The following is a 19,807-nucleotide window of genomic DNA, read 5'->3' as shown; positions in this document are numbered from 1 at the left end:
CTTCATCAACCTTGACCGGCTCAGGCCGCCCGGATCACCGGTGCGACGTGCGGTAATGCCGGCCCCTGGGCTCACGCTCCCACAGCACACCGTCGCCGGTGCCCGGACCCTGCGCGATGAGTTCGCGTTTGAGGATCTTGTTGGTCGCGGTCCGCGGTAGCGCCGCGGTGACCCGCACATACCGCGGCCACGCCTTGAGAGACAGGTCAGCCTGAGCAGCGAGGAAGTCGCCGAACTGCCCGGGCGTCAGCGTCGCGCCGTTGTTCAGCACCATCGCCGCCATCACCTGGTCGCCGACGGTTTCGTCGGCTACGGCGTACACGGCGACGTGGTTGACCTCCGGCAATCGCTGCAGTATCCGCTCGATGGGACCGGCTGCCAGATTCTCCCCGTCGACCCGCATCCAGTCTGGGGTGCGCCCGGCCAGATAGATCCAGCCGTCGGCATCCCGGTAGGCCAGGTCGCCGGACCAGTACATGCCGTGGCGCATCCGTTCAGCGGTGGCGTCGGCGTCGTTGTAATACCCGGTGAATCCACCGGCGCCGTAGGTGTTCACCAATTCGCCGACGGCGTCGTCAAAGTTGACCAGCGCACCGTGCCGATCGAAAATTGCTGCTGCGCACTCGGTTACGGTTTCGGAGTGGTACACGCTGACACCGGGGTACCCTTTGCCGATCGATCCCGGCGGCGTGCCGTCCTCGCGCATCACGACGACGGCGAACTCGCTGGAGCCGAAGCTGTCCACCACCCGGCAGCCGAAGCGTCGCGCGAACCTTTCCTGATCGTGTTCGGTGGCCTCGTTGCCGAACGCCGCACGCAACGGGTTGTCCGCGTCATCGGGGTGCTCGGGCGTGGCCAAAACCAGCGCCAACGGCTTGCCGACGTAGTTCAGGTACGTGACCCCGAAGCGGCGGATGTCCGCAAGGAAGCGCGACGGCGAGAACCTGGCCGGCACCATGGTGGCGCCGCAGGCGATCGCCACCGCCCACCCCGCCGCGACGCCGTTGGAGTGAAACAGCGGCATCGCGAGATAACACACGTCATCGCACGACAATTCGAACCGCTCGACCAAACTGGCCCCACACATTACCCCCATCGCGTGCGCGAACCGGACCGCCTTCGGATCACCGCTGGTGCCGGAGGTGAAGATGATCGCCACCGGGTCGACACCGCTGACCTCCACGGGCACCAGCGGTTTCGCGGCTGCCACCGAGTCGAGGTAGCCGGCGCGCTCGACGTCGAGGATCCGCACGCCGGCCAGGTCGAGACCGTCGAGCAAGCCGCAGTGCTCGGCGTCGACAAGCAGCACTTGACAGTCGGCTCTGCGGACGTCGGTCGTCAGCCCTTCCCCACGCCGGGTCGTGTTCACACCGCATAACACGTAGCCGCCCAGGGCCGCCGCCGCCAGGGAACGCAGCATCGCCGGGGAGTTGCCGAGCAGCGCACCGACATGACGCGGACGGCCAGCTGCCATCAGCCCGAGCAGAACGGACGCTTCCGCGGACGCCTCCGCGAGGTGCTCGCGCCACGTCCAGGTCCGGTCGCCGTATGCCACCGCGACGCCGTCGCCTTCCATCCGGGAACGTAACAGCTGTTGAATGGTCTCGAAAGGCATTAGCTGTCAGCCTCTTTGGTGTAGTGCAACAGCGTCACCGGCTGACCGGGCACGTCGTGAAACACCGGGGACACCCGCATCCCGATGCGGATCTGCTCCGGTTCGACGCCGACCAGCTCGGTGCTGACCCGCGGCCCGGCATCCCACTGCACGACCGCGAGCAGCTGCGGTACGTGTTCCGCCCAGGCCGGCCCGGTCGGCCGGCGGGCCACGGTGTAGGTGTACAGCGTTCCGGCGCCGTCGATCTCGCGCCACTCCAGGTCGTCGGCAAGTGTTCCGGGTGCCAGCGTGCGCGGATAGAAGACGTACCTGCCGCACGACGGCGAGTACTGGATGCGGATGCGGTGTTCTCGCAGGGCATCCCAGAACGGCTGCGAAACCGGTGTCGGCTCAGGCAGCGGCAGCGGCTCGGTCATCTCAGTCACCCCCCAACACCAGTGCCACCTGTTCACTCATGATGCCGCCAGTGCCGGTCACAAACGCCGTGTGGCAGTCGCGCACCTGAGCCGCCCCGGCCCGGCCCATGATCTGACGCGTCCCGTCGACCACGTGATGCATGCCGCCGGCCATCCCGGCTTGGCCGTAGGACAGCTGACCACCTGCGGTGTTGAGCGGGAAATCACCCCGATAGGTGAGGTCGTGCCGGGTCAGCCACGTCATGCCTTCACCCTTTCCGCAGAATCCGGCGTCTTCCAGCGTCATCAGCACGGTGATGGTGTAGCAGTCGTAGATCGATGCGACATCGACGTCGTCTCGGCCCAGACCCGCCATCGCAAAAGCCTTTTCGGCCGCGCGGGCTATCGGTGTGCGCAGCAGGTCGTCGGCGTAGGTGGGCGTCTTGAACCGGATGTGTTCTCCGAAGCCCCTGATCCAGACGGGTCGGTGACGGGCTTGACGGGCGATATCAGCGTTGGCGATGAGCACTCCGGCGCCGCCCTGGACCCGCATCACCGTCTCAAGCAGGTGGATCGGATCGGCGATCACCGGGCTGTTCAGCACATCCTGGACGGTGATCGGCGTGCCGTGAAACACCGCTGACGGGTGGGCACCCGCGTTGGTCCGCTGGTCCACCGCGATTCTCGCCAGGGCGCCGGCGTCATAGCCGAATTCGGCCGCATAGCGCTGCGCGATTTGCGCGTACGGAGCGTTCTGGCCGACGTTGCCGTAGGGAATCTCGAACTCGGCCTGCGGTGAACCGTAGTTGTTGCTCGACGCCCCGTACCAACCCAGGGTGCGGGCCGGGCGCCGCAACGAGCGTGGGATCTCCAGCGATCCCGGCACCACCGCCAGCACCGCGTCACAGATGCCCAGTTCAACCGCGGCGGCCGCGCGCCACACCATGCCGGCCGCAGTCGCACCGCCGAGGTCGACCCGGTCCCCGAAGTCCAGTGGGATACCGAGATACTCCGACAGCGTGGCCGGCGCGAACATGTCTGACTCCGCGATGCCATGGCACGACAAGCCGTTCACCACGTCGGGATTCACTCCGGCATCGTCGACCACCAGCCTGGCCAGCCGCGCGTACTGGTCGATGGTGAACGACGCTGGCGCGCTCTGCCGTTTCTCGGCGGGCAGCTCGGCGAACCCGATGATGGCGGCCTCGCCGCGCAGCCCGGTCACGGCGTGCTCCGGCGCGGCAGGCACACGGTGGCGCTGCCCGGCATCAGCACGTCGTCGCCGCGCCGGCAGTAGATGTCGATGTCTACCAACGTATCTCGCTTACCGGTGACGATGCCGCCGAAGTGCAGTGCCGCACCCGGGTAGGCGATCGCGCGGTTCTGCACGGAGAACGCCACCAGTCGGCCCGCACCGCCGATCCAATCGGTCAGGGCGCGCGACAGCAATGCCGACTGCAACGGCCCCTGCACGAGCACGGTGTCGTAGCCTTCGACGTCGCGCGCCCAGTCCTTGTCGTAGTGGATGCGGTGGCCGTTGTAGGTCGCGGCGCTGAAGAAGAACATCTGCGTTTCGGTGACGGTGACGGTCAGAACCGGTATCGCATAGCCGGGTTCGACGTCCTCGAGGAAAATCTGCCGACTCATGCGGGCCTGGCGATCATCGACGTGGTGGCCTCGGCGAGGAGTTCGCGATGCTGATTACGGTATTCACCGCGCCACGTCACCAACACGAATTTTCCTGAGCGACCCTGTTTTTCCACGATGGACTCGATGGTGCGCACCATTTCGATCTCGTCGCGATGGTAGGCCGGCCCGTGAAAGGTGGTGCTTTCGCCGCCGGCCATCCGCCGCGGGGCACGCGGAAACGCCAGGCTACCGGTCACCGCGCCGGACGAGCCATCGGGCCGCAGGTCGGTCAATGCGCTGACGCCGAGGATGGCGTACTGCAGAAACAGTGGCGGACAGATGATGTCGCGGTACCCGTGGGCCCGCGCGTAGCCGGTGTCGAACCATAACGGATTGTGGTCGTCGACGGCGGCGGCCCAGCGTTGCCAGTCCCGCTTGTTCACCTCGCCGGTTGCGGTCGCGACCACGGCGCCGACTTGTGCGGCCGACTCCGGATCAATCAGACTATCCACGGTCTCCCTCCCAATTCATTTCATCCTCAAGCCATTTCGCGGCCACGTCGGCTCCGCCGCCCCACGTCGACAGCACCCGGGCGCGTTCGGAGAACAGGTGCAGGTCGGTGTCGACGACATATCCCATTCCGCCGTGCAGCTGATGGGCGTCGAGCGTGATCTGTTTGACCGCCGCGGCGTGCATGCGGGCGATCGCGGTTTCCCGGGTACCGACGTGCCCGCGCCCGATCCGGCACACCGCCGACAGCGCCGCCAGCCGAGCGGCCGACAGGGCGATCCGCATGTTGGCCACCAGGTGTTGCGCCGCCTGGAACGACGCGATCGGCCGGCCGAACTGTTCACGCATCATGGTGTGGTCGACGGAGCGCTGCAACACCGCCTCCCCCACCCCGACCAGATCCAAGCTCAGCAACGCGGTCGCGGCATTGGCCACCCGGCGCAGTGCGGCGGGGCGGACGCTGGTACTCAACACCTGTGCGTCGTCTTCGAGGAACACGTCGTCGAACCTGACTGCACAGCCGCGGTGCCCACCCACCATCGGCAGCGGCTCGACGGTAATCCCGGGTCGGGTCGGATCAACGACGAAAATGCCGCTGCCGGAACCGGTCTCCGCGGCGACGAGGACCAGGTTCGCCTCGTCGGCGTCGGCGACGAAGTCGGCCACGCCGCACAGCTGCCACCTCCCGTCCCGGTCCCGGGCGCAGCGCGCCGAGGAACCCAGCGCCGCCGCGTCACGCGGGTTCCACAACGCCGTGGCGGCGCGGGTGGCCCCGGAGGTCAGCCCTGGCAGCCAGGCAGCCCGGGCGTCCGGCCCGCCGATCCAGTCAACGGCCAACACCGCGTGCAGGGTGCTGTGCACGGCACCCGGGCACAAAGCCCGTCCCGCTTCGATGCAGAAGATGCCCAGATCGGTCAAGGTGCCGCCCGAGCCACCGAACTTCTCGTCGATCGCCAGTCCGAACACACCGGCGTCGGCAAGCGCCGGCCAGAGTGACGGCGCGACATGCCCGGCGTCGCAGCAGTGCGCGGCCAACAGGCTGCGGCACATCGCGGCGAGATCACGCTCGTCCTGATCGGGAGTCAGTCGCACGCGCTCACCGACCGTAAGAGGGCATGCCGTAACCGCGCTGGGCGATCACATCCCGCAACACCTCGTTGGTACCGCCACCGAAGCGCATCAGCGGCGACACCCGGTAGAGGCGCTCGAAGAAGCCACCCAGCGGCGCCGCAGCGCTGCGGTGTGCCAGCAACCCGTCCGGTCCCAGCAGATCGAGAGCCAGATCCGCAATGCGCTGGCGCAATTCGCTGGTGAAGATCTTCTCCACGCTCACTTCCACCGAGGGAATGTGTCCGCCGTCTAGCAGGGAAGCCGCTTCGTAGCCCATCAGCGTGGCGGCTTCGACGTCAGCCTCGGCCTGGGCCAGCCGGCGACGATAGGCGCAGTTCTGCGCAGGTATCGACCCGTCCCGCAGCGGTTTGGACGCCAGCGCCACCAACTGCTCGAGCGCCCGCCGCAGATCGCCGGCGTTGGTCAACGCGCCGCGCTCCAGATCCAGTGCCCCGGTGATATAAGTCCAGCCCTTGTTCACCTCGCCGATCAGGTTGTCGGTGGGCACCCGCACCTCCTGGAAAAATGTCTCATTGGTGCGGTAGCCCGACCACGCATACAGCGGCCGAACCTCGACCCCGGGACTGTCGATGGGCACCATGATCACCGAGATGCCTCGGTGCCGTGGCGCATCGGGATCTGTGCGCACACACAACCATTCGTGGGTGCAGCGGTGGGCTCCGCTGTTCCAGATCTTGGAGCCGGTGATTACCCATTCCGCACCGTCGCGGACGGCCCGGGTGCGCAGACTGGCCAGGTCGGTGCCGGCGTTAGGCTCGGAATACCCTACTGCGCATACTATTTCGCCGCGCGCGATCGGCGGTAGAAACTCCTTCTTGTTCTGTTCGGTGCCGTGCCGCATGATCATCGGCGCCACCGACGTCACCGTCAGGTCCGGCCCGGGCACACCCCAGTACTCGAATTCGCTCATCAACAGGTGCTGGTGCATGGCGGTCAATCCCAGCCCGCCGTACTCGCGTGGCCAGTTCAGTCCGAACCAGCCGCGTTCGCCGATCTTGCGGCGAAACGCGGTGAGTTCGCCACCCTGGAATTCGAGATCGTGCTCGGCGATCTCAGCCCGCAGCGCGGGGGTGACGTTGTCCCGGAGGAACTGCCGTACGTCGGCCAGCCACGCCCGCTGCTCGTCGTCGAGCTCGAACTCCACAATCGCGACCTTAGTCCGCTCATGCAATTCCGATACGTACGGTTGCGGAAGAAGCCGCGCCGAGAGGTCTACCCGACGAACGGGCTACCCACGTGGCCCGTTGGTGTGCAGGTAGAGCGCGGGCCCGTCGGGTAGCCGGCCTCCGGAGTGCAACTCGAGGAGTGCGGCGACCGCTTTGGCGGTGTAGACGGGCTCGAGGTCAAGTTGCTCCGCGTCGTGCGCGAGCCGGAGCGCCCGCGCGCCCTCGGGCGTCGGGTATCCGTAGCCCTGGCCGAGCCAATCGCGCAACAGCACAAGGCGCTCTGCCGGCAGTGGGGTGTCGGGCACGCGCGCGCCGCAGCGTCGCAGTAGGCGCGCGGCACGACGGGCGAGCGACGTGATCGATCGGTGATCCAGCCGCAGGGTGTCGTTCACGACGACGCCAATGACCTCGGTGGCGGTGAGACCGGCCAGCGCGAAGCCGAGGTGCAGGCCGGCGACGGTGCCGCCCGATCCCACGGCGACCACCACGGAGGCCGGTGCCGGCAGCGCGCCCGCTTCCACCTGCGCGGCGATTTCCAGTGCTGCCTCGACGTACCCGAGGAGACCCAGCGGTGCAGACCCCCGGCGGGCAGCACGTAGGGGCGGCGGTGACGTAGATATAGGTAGGGGACGGCCGCAACCGTACGAAACTTGTTGTGCGTGAAGTAGATATCGGCGCCGCAGGCACGCAAGCGATCCAGCTGAGCCTGGACATGCTCGTCGACCGGCTGGTCGACGAGCGCGAGCGCCGTGCGCAGGCCGAACTCGCGGGCGTACAGCGCAGTCGCCAGACCCCAGTTGGTGCCCAGCCCGCCGAACGTCAGGAGCGTCTGTCGCCCAAGCCTTTTCGCCTCCGGCAACAACCATTCCAGCTTGCGGACCTTGTTACCGCCCCAGCCACCGTTGCCGTACCTGCCGTCGTCCTTGATCCAGAGCGACGGGCCGGTGGCGCTCAGCTGAGACAGGGGGCGCACGGGTGTGGGGCCGTCGCCGAGGTGGACGCGGTGCAGTGTGTCGCGCAACTCGGGGAAGCGGTCGTGGAGGGAGGTCATCACCGGTGCGGTGCGGCGGCAGACGGGGCTGCCGAACCGACAGGCTTGTGCGCGCGAACGCTGACTCGAGCACCGCGGTGCGGAATGACGATGACGTGCTTGAGCTGCGGGCGTTCTCCGGCATCGACGGTAGTGTCCAGGTCGACACGACGCAGATTTTCGCGCAGCACGACCCGTAATTCGACCATCGCGAAGGTGGCGCCGAGGCAGCGGCGGTTGCCGCCGCCGAATGGCAGCCAGGTGCTGGGACTCAGCGTGGCGCCGAGCATCCGATCGGGGTCGAACGTCTGCGGCTCCGGGTACACCGCTGCGCTCGCGTGCACCAGTCCCATTCCGGGGACCACCATCGTCCCAGCCGGCAAGCGGTAACCGGCGAGATCCACGGACGCGGTCAGCACCCGGCCCACGTCGAACACCACCGGACGGATTCGCAGCGTTTCCTTGGCCACCGCGTCGAGGTACTCATCACCCGCCGCATCGCCCGCCGCGCTGGCCTCGGCCGCCCGCACCGCCTTGGCGAGGATGTCGGGGTGACGGGTCAGGCGCTCCAGCGCCCACGACAGCGCAGTCGCGGTGGTGTCGTGCACGGCCACCAACAAGGTCATCAGCTGGTCGCGCAACTCGTCATCGGTTATCCCGGTGTCGGCCCGCACCAGCATGGCGAGGATGTCGGTCCGCTGCGCGAGGTCCGGATCGGAGCGATGATCCGCAATCTCGGCGTAGAGCAGACGGTCGGCATCGGCGATGTGGCGCCGCAGCGCTCGCCATGGCCAGTGACGGAGCAGCTTAGGGTAGGCGATCGCGATGCTGTCCCAGGGCCTGAGATTGAGTAGCCGCGGCATGATCGTGCGCAGCGCGGTGAGCCGATGCGCATCGGAGGCACCGATGACCGTGCGCAGAATGACTTCGAGGGTGATCTCGGACATCTTGGGCGCGACAGCGAAGGTCTCACCTACCGGCCAGCCGGCGATGTTGTCCGCGGCGATCTGGCCCATCAACTCGGCTTGCCGGGCCACCGCGTCGCGGTGAAAAGGTGGCAGCATCAGCCGGCGCCTTTCCCGGTGCAGGTCGTCGTCGATGACGAGCAATGAGCTGTCGCCGAGCATCCCGCGGAGGATCCTGTTGGCTTCGCCGGCGTGAAAAACGCCCGGATCACCAGCGAACACCGTCTTGATATCGGCCGGGTCGCTGAGATACACCATGGTCCCCAGCATCGCCACGCGTAGCGTGAACACGCTTCCGTAGCGGCGATGGCAGGCCGCCACCGCCGCGGGTCCCCGGCCCATCATCAACGCGGCCAATACCCAGCTGGGTAACCGGGGCCCGGGCGGGAGGGATGGACAGTCGTTCGGCAGCATCTTTCGATCGTCGACGTCCTCGGCTATCCGGTCAACTGTCGGTGTTCGTCAAACGATGCGGTGAGTCGTTATCCCGTTCTGCCGCTTCACCATCGAAGGTTGCCATGCTGCGGAATCAGGTCAATCAACCCCCGGCGGGATCTGTCCGCAGCCGCCCGTCGAACGACTCGCTTTCGGCACGTGCCGCGCGAACGATGTGATCGCCGGACCGGAACGCCTGCGAGGCTAGTTCGGACTGCGTGAGCGGCAGATCCGCGGCCTGACGCAACAGCATGAGGGCCAGCGCGCTGGAGGTTCGACAAGGCACGACGAGGATGTTCGCACAGGCATGGCTGCCGCTGACCACCATGAGACGTTGGCGCGTGGCCGCCGCACCGGGCACAGCAGCCTGGGCGCCGCAGAGCGCGTCCAGGTCCGGCGAAGCCTGCAGGGACGTCCAATTGACATTGATCGCGACAACCTGTCCCAGCCTCGGCGACAGAACCTCGATCAGCTCAGGCAGCTCCCCCGCGATCGAGGCCGAGTGGGGCCACCATGCCCCGTCCACGGGCCCACCTAACTGGACCGCCAAGGTGAGCCGGACCGGACTGGCCAGCCGCCGACCGTGCTGGGTACGGTTCATCCCGGGAAAACTTGCTGCGGCACTGCGTATTTCATGACGATCCTTCTTTCGGCTGAGCCGGCTTTACTTAGGTGGGGATCGACGGAACGAAGCCAATCACACACGATCATTCAGCTGTAGGAGTACGGGCAGATCGGCGCTGGCTAATCAAGCGTTCGACGTTGATGCTACACGGCGGCGCAACTGACGTGGCGGAATCGGACCGGTGTCGCGAGACCCGCTTCGCCACAACAGGATTCATCGTTACTTCTAACCCCGGGGTCGGGAGATGTCTGGCCGTCAAGCGAATTCCGATGCGCCGAGATGAATGTCTCGCGGTCCGGCCGTGCTAGTGTGATGCGGGATGTTCTCCGACATCCGTTCAGAATGAGGAAGTAGATAGAGTATGGCACAGGGGACTGTGAAATGGTTCAACAGCGATAAAGGTTTCGGATTCATCGCTCCCGACGGCGACACCGGAGATGTGTTCGTTCACTACTCCGAGATCAGCGGGAATGGTTACCGTTCGCTCGAAGAGAACCAACGAGTCCAGTTCGACATCGGCCAGGGCGCCAAGGGGCCCCAGGCTACCGGAGTGACAGTTATATAACCCGACCGTTCTTCACATATGGGCTGGCAGGCACCGTCCTGCCAGCCCATATGCCTTTCGGCACTCGACAGAAATAGACCATACAAGCGCCGGAAGACGTATGGCTTTGCGGCGTGGCAGCCGAGCTCGCCGGCCGCAACTTTCCACCACCCGACGGGATTTCGTTGACATGCGTCGACCCACGGCCATACATTATGGGACAGTTGTCCAGGCGGTCTGCGGGCCCCCGGGCAGCACGTCGTCAGTGGGCAGGTGGATAGCGATGGATGATCCCGCACAGCGCCATGGGCAGCGCTCTCCGCTCGATGCGCCGCCAAGGCCGTCATGACCGTCGGCACTTCTCCCCCAAGCGTTTTCGAGGCCGACCTGCCGCCGCTGAATTATGAACCCACCGAGACCCCGGCAGCCGTCTACCCGCGGATCCAGGCAGCCCAGCGGCAAGCTCCGGTCGCAATGGGCCCGTTCGGGCCCGAAGTGCTCTCCTACCGTCTCGTCCGTGCGGTACTGCGCGACATCCGGTTCACCATCCCTCCCGGCCTGAATCTTGTCGTCCAGGGGATCACTTCAGGACCGTTGTGGGACAAGGTGACGAACAGCTTGCTGTGCCTGCAGGGCGACGCGCACCAGCGCCTGCGCAGCCTGACGTCGAAGGCTTTCACGCCACGCGCGACGCTGCGACTGCACGACATCATGGTCGCGGTGATGAACGACCTTGTCGATCAGGTCGCCGCCGAAGGCCGCTGCGATGTGGTCGACGACCTGGCGCGCCCCTATCCGGTCCCGATCATCTGCGCGCTACTCGGCGCCCCCCGCGAGGACTGGCAACGGTTTTCGGCCTGGGCCGACGAGATTTTCAAGGCATTCAGTTTCATCGCCGGTGTCAGCGACATCGAAGCGGCGGTGATGCGTGCCTGGGGCGAGCTCGACGACTATGTCGACGAGATGGTCACCCGGCGCCGGCACAGCCTCACCGAGGACCTGCTGTCCGACCTGATACGCGCCGAGGATGACGGCGACCGCCTCGATTCCGCGGAACTGCGCATGCTCGCGGGCGGCCTGCTGTTGGCCGGCACCGACACCACCCGCAATCAACTGGCGGCCTCGGTACGCGTGCTCTGCGCCCATCCGGATCAGTGGGCGCTGCTGGCGGAGCGACCCGAACTGGCCATGGGCGCGGTCGAGGAGACGATGCGTCACTCACCGATCGCGTGCGGAACCCTTCGGCTGGTGACCGAGGACGTCGAGCTCGACGGCTACCTCTTTCCCGCCGGCACCATGATCCTGGTCAATACCGCTGCGGCCAACCGTGACCCGTCGGTGTACGAACAACCGGAGCGAGTCGACATCACCCGTGCGGGGGCGCCGGCGATACTGACGTTCGGCGGCGGCGTCCACTACTGCCTGGGCGCGAATCTGGCCCGACGTGAACTCGCCGACGCGCTGACGGTGCTCACGGGCCGGCTGCGAAACCCACGCATCGCAGGCCCGGCGCCCTGGAAGCCCATGGTGAGTTTGAGCGGACCGCTGTGCCTTCCCCTGGAATTCGACCAGCCTTAGCAACTCCAAGAACCCGTCAAGGAATCCTCAAGCGGCGCCGATGATTCTTTCGCTGTCAGCACGACCAGCGAAAGGAACCTCATGATCACCGCCCGCGCCCGCACCCTTGCCGGCATGACCCTGATGGCCACCGGACTCGGCCTAGCCGCGCTCGGTGCCGCCGGCCCCGCCAATGCCGCTCCCGGCAACCAGCCGCCCACCGGCAGCTACACCTGCTACGACTACCAGAGCCAGACGTTCTACACCTGCTACTACTGAGCCGTTGAGTTGTCGGGTCCCGATTCCCGGTCGCCACGACCGGGAATCTCGGGATGATCACCGGCCCACGGTTGCGCCGATTCCAGTTGCGCGGCAACGCGAATCAACACGTCTTCGCGTCCGTATGCGGCAGCCAGCTGAACACCGACCGGCAGCCCGTCGGCATTGCGGTGCAGCGGAAGGCTGACCGCAGGCTGCCCGCTCATGTTGAACGGCGGCGTGAATGCGGCGAACTCGCCGCCGCGGCGCATCGGCGCGGTCGGATGATCCGGATTGTTCTCGAACTCGACGAGCGGCAACGGCGGTTCGGCGACCGTCGGCGTCAGCAGCAGGTCCCAGCCGTCGGCCCACCACTGTTGCAGTGACCGGCGGAACGCATGCACCGCAACTTCGGCCGCGGCGTAATCCACCGCCGTCACCTGCTGGGCCCGCTCGATCAACACCCAGTTGACCGGTTCGATGTCCTCGGCTGTCACGTCGCGGCCGAGCGTCTCGCTGAACCCACGCGCCGCCATCGCCATCTGGGTGATCCACAGCGCCATGAACTTTTGCTGCAAGGTGGGGTCGCCGAGGCAGGACGGCCAGGCCGGTTCCACGATGTGGCCGAGACTCTCCAACAGCGACCCTGCCGCGCGCACCGCCGACACGCAGTCCTCGTGCACAAACCCGCCGCGCGGATGGCTGTCGAGCAATCCGATGCGCAATCTGCCGGGGTCGGCCCCCAGCTCGTCCAGATACGGCCGGCGCGGCGCGGGTGCGATGACGGTGTCGCCGACGCCGGGTCCGCGCACCGCGTCGAGCAGGGCGGCGGTGTCGCGGACCGTGCGGCTGACGCACAGCTCGACCCCCAGCCCCGATTCGGCGCGCCTGGGCCCGACGGTGACGCGGCCCTGACTCGGCTTGAGGCCCACCAACCCACAGCACGACGCCGGGATGCGAATGCTGCCGCCGCCGTCGGAGGCGTTGGCGAACGGGACCATCCCGGCAGCGACGGCGGCCGCCGCCCCGCCGCTGGACCCGCCCGGGGTTCGGTCGAGCGCCCAGGGATTACGTGTCGCGCCCCAGGCCAGGGGCTGGGTCGTCGGCAGGCTGCCCATTTCGGGACTGTTGGTCCGACCGGCGATGACCAGGCCGGCCGCCTTGAACCGAGACACCAGCGTGGTGTCGGTGGTGTCGATCTTGGCGGCCTCTTTCAGCGCCACGTTGCCGTTGGACAGGGTCTGCCCGGCGAAGCTGGTGTAGAGGTCCTTGAGCAGGAACGGCACTCCGCGGAACGGACCGTCGGGTAGACCGGGATCGGCGGCTACCGACCGGGCGTGCTCGAACCATTCGATAACCACGGCATTCAGCGCCGCATTGGACCGCTCGATGCGCTCGATCGCCGCTTCCAGAAGTTCGCCCGGCGTCACCTCACCGTTGGCGACCAGCGCCGCCTGATCCATGGCGTCCATCCACCGTGTTTGCTCGGCAAGACCAGTCATGATGTCGGGTTTACCACGCCGGACGGTCCGGATCGCACGGGCGCTCGATTCGCCGTGTGCCGAGAACGCCTTTAGGCTTCAAAGGACACATGACTTAGCGGGGGGAACGCTGATGAGGGTGATTACCAGGCTGTTCACCTCCAGCCGCATCGTTGCGCTGATGACGCTACCGGCCTGCCTCGGGATGGCCGCGTGCTCCACGTCAGCGACCGTGACGCCGCCGGCGGCGCAAACCACGCACACCACGGTCACGCCGCCAGCCAATACGGTCGCGCCGCAGCCGCCGCATGTCAGCCCGCTGGCCAAGGATTGGAAAGCGTACGGCGATACCGTCTACTTCGGCTGTCCGACCGAGTTCTCGGTCAGCAAATCGGCGCTCGAAGACATCCGGCCGAAGGTCCTCGATCCGAAGACCGCGGATCTGATCATGCCGGCGGTGCCGATGGTCGCCGCCGGCGAGACGGTCACCGGTGCGATGTGCGCGCTGTCCAACAACGTCGACGACATGAAAGTCGTCTACATCGTGGCCACGACCCAGCCGGCTCCTGCGCCGGAAACCACCAGGGCCACTGCCTACTTGTTCGATCTGAAGTCGAGCCAGCCGCTGGCCACCAGGGAGGTGCTCGCACCCACACCAGAACTCAAACTCGGCGCGGCCAAGGACTGGCGACTGGCGCCGACCACCACCGGCGTGGCGTGGATCAACGCTTTCGCCGACCTACGGGGGACATCGTCACCCCCGAAGACCACGATTCTGTCCAATACCGACCTGGCCACTCGCTGGGACGATTCGCAGCAGGCCCGGGTCTGGCAGGACGTGCTTTCTTTCCAGCGCATTTCGGCGCCCGGCGGCCCGGTGGGTGCCGAATTGCGGCTACCCACCGGGGAACCCGTCTACCAGGACAACGACGTGGCCACTGTGGACACTGAATTGTCCTACGGCCCAGACAAACTCGTGCAGATTACGCACTGGGATTCGCACAGTCCGCCAGTGATGTCGACCACGTTCTACGACCTGGCGTCGCGGGCTCTCGTCAAATTCGGTGACACAGATCGCATTTCGGGTGGTGGACTGACCGCGACCCTGTCGGACGGAAAGCTATTCGTCGACGGGCGTGACTCGGCCGGTTCCCAGTTCGGCTACGGCGTGTGGAACCTGCGCACCCAGCATTGGGATCTGCTCACGGCCCGCGATGACGCCAAGAAGCAACCGATTTCGAAACTTGCCTTCTTCGGCGACCACCTGTACGTCACCAACTCCGCCGGCACGCATTCCGTGCTCGCACTTCCCGAAACCAACCCCGTCGCCACGAACTGGACCGACCGGCCGTTCGGGCGCATATCCGGCTGGACCCTAGTATGCGGCGGCGAAACCACCCCGCAGCAGAAGGGCGACTGCCGGGAGATCCTGCTCGTGCGCGACACCGACGGCCGCTACCCGGGCCCCTGGTTCTGAGTCATGAAGGCGTCCACCGAGGCCAGGTCGTAGGACCCCGCGTCGGTACCCACTCCCCCCGCAACCTGTGCGGCGGTCGCGCATCCCAACCGGGCCGACTCGACCAGGTCACGTCCGAACGCGCGACCGAGAATGAAGCCCGCCGAGAACGCGTCACCGCAGCCGGTGGTGTCGACGACGTCGACCGCGTACGCGGGCACCGCGACCGTTGCCTCGGGTGTGACGACGAGTGCGCCCTCGCCCCCTCTGGTCACCGCGACGCAGCCGGCGCCGGCTTCCAGCAGGGATTTCGCCCCGGCCTCCAGATCGGCCGCGCCGGTGAAACCGAGCACCTGTTCGTCGTTGGGCAGCAGGTAGTCGGTGTAAGGCAGCGCGTCGGCGATCCATGCCAGCAAGCCGGGGTTGCCGCCGGCGAGGATGTCGACCGACGTCGTCAGCCCGCTGTCTTTGGCCCGACGGAGCAGGGTCGCGGCGGCCGCTCCACCGAGAAATTCCGGTCCGCCCACATGCAGGTGCGCCCCGCGGGCGATGTCGTCGAGATCGAGCATGTCGAGAGTGAGTGCGGCGTTGGCGCCCGGACAATGCCAGGCTGGGCGGTCGCCGTTGGGACGCACCGGGATGACCGACGCCGAGGTCTGACTGACCGTTGTGCGCGCGATGCCGCCGATGTCGACGCCTCTGGCTTTGAGCAACCCCAGCAGGGTGTCGCCGAGTGCGTCGGCCCCGACGGCTCCGTAGGAGCGGACCCGGGCGCCCAGGCGACTCAAGACAACGGCCGTGCCGCCCGCCGTGCCGGCCGGGGAGATCTTGATGGTCTCGACCAGCTGTCCCTCGGAACCGTCGGGAATCGAGGTGACCCCGAGGACGTGGGTATCGAGAACGTGCACGCCGACGACGGCGATGTCGACTGGGCTCGTCATGCCTTCCCTCCGCTGCTGCAGGACCGGCCGGTCAGGGGGCCGCAATCCCCCGGAGCCTAATGGTTGTTGACGACGACACCAGACGAGGAAGGAACTTCCTCCACGGATGAACAGGTCGCATCATCACGGGCACCTCGCAGGGGATCGGCGACGCGCTGGTCGCCGGATATCGCCGACGCAGATTAGGATGCTGACACCGGTGTGAACCTCCTTGACTTCGTTGAGGTTTCGCGAGCCGCGATCACTCCTGCCCAGCTCGGCGCGCCCGGGCGCGCCGCTTTCCCTCGTGCATCGCCGCGACCCGAGCGACGGGAATGGCGCGGCCCTGCTCAATGAGGTCGCTCGGCAACCGTTGCGGCTGAGGCATCGATTCGGCCCAGGGATCGCGCCCGGCCAGGGCGTCGATCGCCGTGTGCACCGTAAAATCGGCGGGGTTCACCCGATCCAGGTCCGACCAGTCCAGCGGGAAGGACACGGGAGTGCCCGGACGCAACCGGGGGCTGTAGGCGGCGGCGACCGTGGCGCCCCCGGCGCGCGTGGCGTCGACGAAGACCTTGCCTCCGCGGTCATCCACGATGAAAGCCGTTGTCGCCGAATCAGGGTCGAGCGCCTCGGCGCGGGCGGCCAGCGCACGCGTGGCCGCCGCGACATCGTCGACGGGTGCGCGATCGTCGATCGGCACGAACACATGGATGCCTTTGGCGCCGCTGGTCTTGACCGCACCACCAAGGCCGCTGTCATGCAGCGCCTGCCGCACCAGCCGGGCCACCGTGACCACCGCCGCGAAATCGCCATCGCCGGGCGGATCGAGATCGAGCACCAGGTGTGTCGGCCGATAGATGTTGTCGGCCAACCCCAGCGCGGGGTGGTATTCGACCGCGCGCTGATTGGCCAGCCAGAGCAAAGTCCGTCGGTCGTCACACACGGGGTAATGCACTTCGCGGTGGGATGACTCCGCCCAGATGGCAACCGTTCGCACCCACTCCGGGGTGTATTTAGGGACGTTCTTCTGCATGAAAGGAGCCCGCCCGCGCAACGCCCGAACAACGGTGAGGGGCCGGCCGGCGAGTCCGGGCAGCATCCGCTCGGCCACCGCGTCTAGGTAGTCCACCAGGTCGCGCTTGGTGGCGTCGGCCTCGGGACTCAACGGCTGATCCAGGTTGGTCAGATTGACTCCCCCGCGCTGCTCCCCCGCGCTCATATGCAAAGCCTATGCGCTGGCTCTCGACCGGTTTCGAACTGCGCGGCGCGCGTTATCGTTGAACTTGCATGCACTTCGTTCGAGGGCAATGCAGTTCTTTCGAGGGCAGAGTCAAATGATCGCAGCCAAGATGTTCGTCGCAGCGGCGCTGACCGCGGGTTCGTTGCTGGCCGCGCCGCCGGCCCAAGCGGACTACGGCCCAGGCGATCCGCCCTGTCCTCCGGCCGGATGCCAGCCACCACCCAGAGCCACCCCCCCACCTGTTCGGGGCGTCCTGGGCTGCGTGCGAGGCGTCTGCATCCCCAACCCGCGTCCGCCCTGGCATCGCCGCTGACTCCGAGAACTCCCGCCGCTATCGGTTTCGCGGTCAGGAGCTAACGTCTGGACTGTGGGTGCTTTGGATGGCCGGGTTGCATTGATCACCGGAGGAGCCCGGGGGCAAGGCCGCGCGCACGCGTTGGCGCTGGCCGCCGAAGGTGCGGACATCGTCGCCGTCGACGCGCCGGGCGCCATGACCGATCTCACGTATCCGCTTGGCACCGTGGACGATCTGCACGAGACTGCAAACCTCGTCGAGGAGTTGGGACGGCGTTGCCTGCCGATGGCCGCCGACGTCCGGGACTCGTCGCAGGTCGTCGCTGCCGTTGAGCAGACAGTTTCCGACCTGGGCAGCCTCGACATCGTCGTGGCCAACGCCGGCATCGTCAGCACCGGGCCGCTGGACCAGGTCAGCGACCAGGTATGGCAACAACTCGTCGACACCAACCTGACCGGTGTCTTTCACACCCTGCGGGCCGCCATTCCGGTGATGCGGCGGCAACGTTTCGGCAGGATCGTGGTGACGTCGTCGATGGGCGGCCGGATGGGCATCCCCGATCTCGCCGCGTACAACGCCACCAAGTGGGGCATCATCGGGCTCGCCAAATCGGCGGCTCTCGAGGTCGCCAAAGAGGGCATCACCATCAACGTCATCTGCCCGACCACCACGCAGACGCCGATGGTGCAGCCCGCCGGCGCCGATGACGTGCCCGACGATCTGGTGCGCCGCATGATGAGGGCCAACCCGATACCCCAACCATGGCTGCGGCCCGACGACGTCAGCCGGGGCGTCGTGTACCTGGTCACCGACCGCGGGGTCATCACCGGCAGCGTCCTCGAGGTAGGACTGGGCGGCAGCGCCCGCATGCATTGATGGCCTGTGGCGATCGCGAGCGTGGCACAGCCGGGCGCTGCGGGTCGCCACCAGATGTACTTCCGACACGGCACCGGACATGGCAGGCTGCAGGCATGCCTGACCTAGCAGACCCACGTTTTCACCGACGCTTTCTGGATGACCGGCTCGCCCACTGGGCCGCGACCAAGCCTGACGACGAGGCCATCGACTACCTCAATCGGAACTGGACCTGGGCGCAGTGGAATGACAGGGTGCGCCGATTGGCCGGGGCGCTGTCCGCGTTCGGCATCAAGCGCGGCGACGTGGTGGCGTTCCTGGACAAGAACCATCCCGCATGTGTCGAGCTGACCATTGCCGCCGCATCGCTGGGCGCGGCCAACGCGATCATCAACTTCCGCCTCGCGGCCGACGAACTCGACTATGTCCTCAACGATTCGGGCGCCAAGGTGCTGATCGTCGGCGCGGAGCTCAAGCCGGGCATCGACAAGATCCGTGGCGATCTGGTCAATCTTGAGCACATCATCACGGTGACGCCCGAAGGCGGCGATGGCGACGAGTACGAGGCGTTGCTGGCCGGAGCGACACCGGTGGGTAGGTCCGACGATGTCCAACCCGACGACGTGTGCATCATCATGTACTCCTCGGGCACCACCGGGCGCCCCAAGGGGGTGCAGCTGACGCAGGCGAACATGATCGCCCACACCCTCAACGCAGGCCAGGGCTTCGAGTTCGACCCGGGTGACAAGAACATGGTGTCCATGCCGTTGTTCCATGTCGGCGGATCGTCCTACATGCAGGTCGGCATTCACGAGGGCATAGCCACCGTGATGACGCGCGATGTCGACGGCATGACGCTGGCCGGGGCAATCCTCAAGGGCGCCAACAGAACATTCCTGGTGCCGGCGGTGTTGGCCAAAGTGCTCGAGTCCGGCGAGGATGCCGTGAAGTTGTTCGGCGCGCTGAAGACGTATGCCTACGGCGCCTCACCGATGCCGCTGCCGCTGCTGCGGGCCGCTCTGAAAGCGTGGCCCGACACCGACTTCGTCCAGGTGTATGGCCTGACCGAACTGTGTGGCGCGATCAGTCAACTGCTTCCCGATGCCCACCGAGCGGAGGATCGTCCGGAACGACTGACCAGCGCGGGAACGGTGGTACCCGGCGCGGAGGTACGCGTCGTCGACCCGTACACGCTCGAAGACGTGCCGGCCGGCGGACAAGGCGAATTGTGGTTCCGCTCTCCGCAATTGATGAAGGGTTACCACAACAGGCCAGAGGCGACGGCCGAGTCGATCACCGAGGACGGCTGGTTCCGCACCGGCGATATCGGCCGTGTCGACGACGGTGGATACATCTTCGTCGAGGACCGGCTCAAGGACATGATCATCTCGGGCGGAGAGAACATCTACTCGATCGAGGTGGAACAGGTATTGGCCGAACACCCGGCGGTCGTGGAGGTCGCGGTGATCGGCGTGCCCGACGAGAAGTGGGGCGAGGTGGTCAAAGCCGTCGTCTCGCTCGAGGGTGAGGCCACCGCGGAGGAGATCATCGCCTTCGCACGTGAACGGTTGGCAGCCTACAAGTGCCCGAAGTCCATTGATTTCGCCGACGAACTGCCGCGCAACCCGACCGGCAAGATCCTCAAGAAGGAACTGCGCAAGCCCTACTGGGAGGGCCGCGACCGCGCGACCGTGTGA

The 19,807-nt window shown here is 66.7% G+C and carries 19 protein-coding genes and 1 pseudogene; 6 read left to right on the top strand and 14 right to left on the bottom strand.

Annotated elements, in window-relative coordinates; genetic code table 11:
- Positions 1-34: 34 nt before the first annotated feature.
- From fadD1 to JX552_RS05125, 11 genes and pseudogenes are all read right to left on the bottom strand, one after another.
- On the bottom strand, positions 35-1,615 hold the full coding sequence (gene fadD1 / locus JX552_RS05170) for a fatty-acid--CoA ligase FadD1 (RefSeq protein ID WP_205876391.1): 1,581 nt from the start codon (positions 1,613-1,615) through the stop codon (positions 35-37).
- Complete coding sequence (locus tag JX552_RS05165; RefSeq protein ID WP_205876390.1) at positions 1,615-2,031, bottom strand: Zn-ribbon domain-containing OB-fold protein; 417 nt, start codon at positions 2,029-2,031, stop codon at positions 1,615-1,617. The genes fadD1 and JX552_RS05165 overlap by 1 nt, the downstream gene beginning before the upstream one ends.
- A 1-nt stretch (position 2,032) precedes the next feature.
- A complete protein-coding gene (locus JX552_RS05160; protein ID WP_205876389.1) occupies positions 2,033-3,235 on the bottom strand; it encodes a thiolase family protein in 1,203 nt (400 codons plus the stop codon).
- Positions 3,232-3,657 (bottom strand): MaoC/PaaZ C-terminal domain-containing protein, encoded by a 426-nt coding sequence (locus tag JX552_RS05155; protein WP_205876388.1) that lies wholly within the window; start codon positions 3,655-3,657, stop codon positions 3,232-3,234. The genes JX552_RS05160 and JX552_RS05155 overlap by 4 nt, the downstream gene beginning before the upstream one ends.
- Positions 3,654-4,142 (bottom strand): MaoC family dehydratase, encoded by a 489-nt coding sequence (locus JX552_RS05150; protein ID WP_205878248.1) that lies wholly within the window; start codon positions 4,140-4,142, stop codon positions 3,654-3,656. Before JX552_RS05150 ends, JX552_RS05155 begins: the two co-directional genes overlap by 4 nt.
- A gap of 1 nt (position 4,143) precedes the next feature.
- The gene (locus JX552_RS05145) at positions 4,144-5,241 is read right to left on the bottom strand and encodes an acyl-CoA dehydrogenase family protein (protein WP_205876387.1); all 1,098 of its coding nucleotides are present in this window, start codon (positions 5,239-5,241) and stop codon (positions 4,144-4,146) included.
- A gap of 4 nt (positions 5,242-5,245) precedes the next feature.
- On the bottom strand, positions 5,246-6,424 hold the full coding sequence (locus tag JX552_RS05140) for an acyl-CoA dehydrogenase family protein (RefSeq protein ID WP_205876386.1): 1,179 nt from the start codon (positions 6,422-6,424) through the stop codon (positions 5,246-5,248).
- 84 nt (positions 6,425-6,508) lie between these two features.
- Positions 6,509-6,967 carry a pyridoxal-phosphate dependent enzyme gene (locus JX552_RS33650; protein ID WP_346779297.1) on the bottom strand — a complete coding sequence of 153 codons (459 nt, stop codon included), beginning with the start codon at positions 6,965-6,967 and terminating at the stop codon, positions 6,509-6,511.
- Positions 6,968-7,089: 122 nt separating this feature from the next.
- Positions 7,090-7,497: pseudogene (locus JX552_RS33645) on the bottom strand (pyridoxal-phosphate dependent enzyme); the annotation flags it as partial.
- On the bottom strand, positions 7,497-8,855 hold the full coding sequence (locus tag JX552_RS05130; RefSeq protein ID WP_205876385.1) for a cytochrome P450: 1,359 nt from the start codon (positions 8,853-8,855) through the stop codon (positions 7,497-7,499). The pseudogene JX552_RS33645 and the gene JX552_RS05130, both read right to left, overlap by 1 nt.
- A 124-nt stretch (positions 8,856-8,979) precedes the next feature.
- Positions 8,980-9,477: a DUF5994 family protein gene (locus tag JX552_RS05125; protein ID WP_277396038.1), complete on the bottom strand. Its 498-nt coding sequence runs from the start codon at positions 9,475-9,477 to the stop codon at positions 8,980-8,982.
- A 385-nt stretch (positions 9,478-9,862) separates the two neighbouring features.
- On the opposite strand from JX552_RS05125, the gene JX552_RS05120 reads away from it, so the two are divergent.
- The 3 genes from JX552_RS05120 to JX552_RS05110 all read left to right on the top strand — a co-directional run bounded on the left by JX552_RS05120 (position 9,863) and on the right by JX552_RS05110 (position 11,881).
- Positions 9,863-10,066 carry a cold-shock protein gene (locus JX552_RS05120; protein WP_205876383.1) on the top strand — a complete coding sequence of 68 codons (204 nt, stop codon included), beginning with the start codon at positions 9,863-9,865 and terminating at the stop codon, positions 10,064-10,066.
- Positions 10,067-10,390: 324 nt separating this feature from the next.
- Positions 10,391-11,623, top strand: coding sequence for a cytochrome P450 (locus JX552_RS05115; RefSeq protein WP_205876382.1), 1,233 nt, complete (start codon positions 10,391-10,393; stop codon positions 11,621-11,623).
- An 81-nt stretch (positions 11,624-11,704) separates the two neighbouring features.
- Positions 11,705-11,881, top strand: a complete 177-nt coding sequence (locus tag JX552_RS05110) for a hypothetical protein (protein WP_205876381.1) — start codon at positions 11,705-11,707, stop codon at positions 11,879-11,881.
- Here JX552_RS05110 and JX552_RS05105 read toward each other — a convergent pair.
- Positions 11,875-13,362 carry an amidase gene (locus JX552_RS05105; RefSeq protein ID WP_205876380.1) on the bottom strand — a complete coding sequence of 496 codons (1,488 nt, stop codon included), beginning with the start codon at positions 13,360-13,362 and terminating at the stop codon, positions 11,875-11,877. The two genes, JX552_RS05110 and JX552_RS05105, sit on opposite strands and share 7 nt — an antisense overlap.
- Positions 13,363-13,474: 112 nt before the next feature.
- On the opposite strand from JX552_RS05105, the gene JX552_RS05100 reads away from it, so the two are divergent.
- Entirely contained in the window at positions 13,475-14,818 is a 1,344-nt protein-coding gene (locus JX552_RS05100) for a hypothetical protein (RefSeq protein WP_205876379.1), read from the top strand.
- On the opposite strand, the gene JX552_RS05095 is transcribed toward JX552_RS05100, so the two are convergent.
- A complete protein-coding gene (locus JX552_RS05095) occupies positions 14,797-15,738 on the bottom strand; it encodes a carbohydrate kinase family protein (protein WP_205876378.1) in 942 nt (313 codons plus the stop codon). The two genes, JX552_RS05100 and JX552_RS05095, sit on opposite strands and share 22 nt — an antisense overlap.
- A gap of 241 nt (positions 15,739-15,979) precedes the next feature.
- Positions 15,980-16,939 (bottom strand): DNA polymerase domain-containing protein, encoded by a 960-nt coding sequence (locus JX552_RS05090; RefSeq protein WP_205876377.1) that lies wholly within the window; start codon positions 16,937-16,939, stop codon positions 15,980-15,982.
- A 388-nt stretch (positions 16,940-17,327) separates the two neighbouring features.
- Here JX552_RS05090 and JX552_RS05085 point away from each other — a divergent pair, with 388 nt between their 5' ends.
- On the top strand, positions 17,328-18,131 hold the full coding sequence (locus tag JX552_RS05085; RefSeq protein WP_205876376.1) for a mycofactocin-coupled SDR family oxidoreductase: 804 nt from the start codon (positions 17,328-17,330) through the stop codon (positions 18,129-18,131).
- Positions 18,132-18,226: 95 nt separating this feature from the next.
- Positions 18,227-19,807 carry a long-chain-fatty-acid--CoA ligase gene (locus JX552_RS05080; RefSeq protein WP_205876375.1) on the top strand — a complete coding sequence of 527 codons (1,581 nt, stop codon included), beginning with the start codon at positions 18,227-18,229 and terminating at the stop codon, positions 19,805-19,807.

Origin of the sequence: Mycobacterium gordonae (assembly GCF_017086405.1) — a bacterium.
Lineage (GTDB): Bacteria > Actinomycetota > Actinomycetes > Mycobacteriales > Mycobacteriaceae > Mycobacterium > Mycobacterium gordonae_D.
This window is presented reverse-complemented; position numbering and strand designations above follow the sequence as displayed.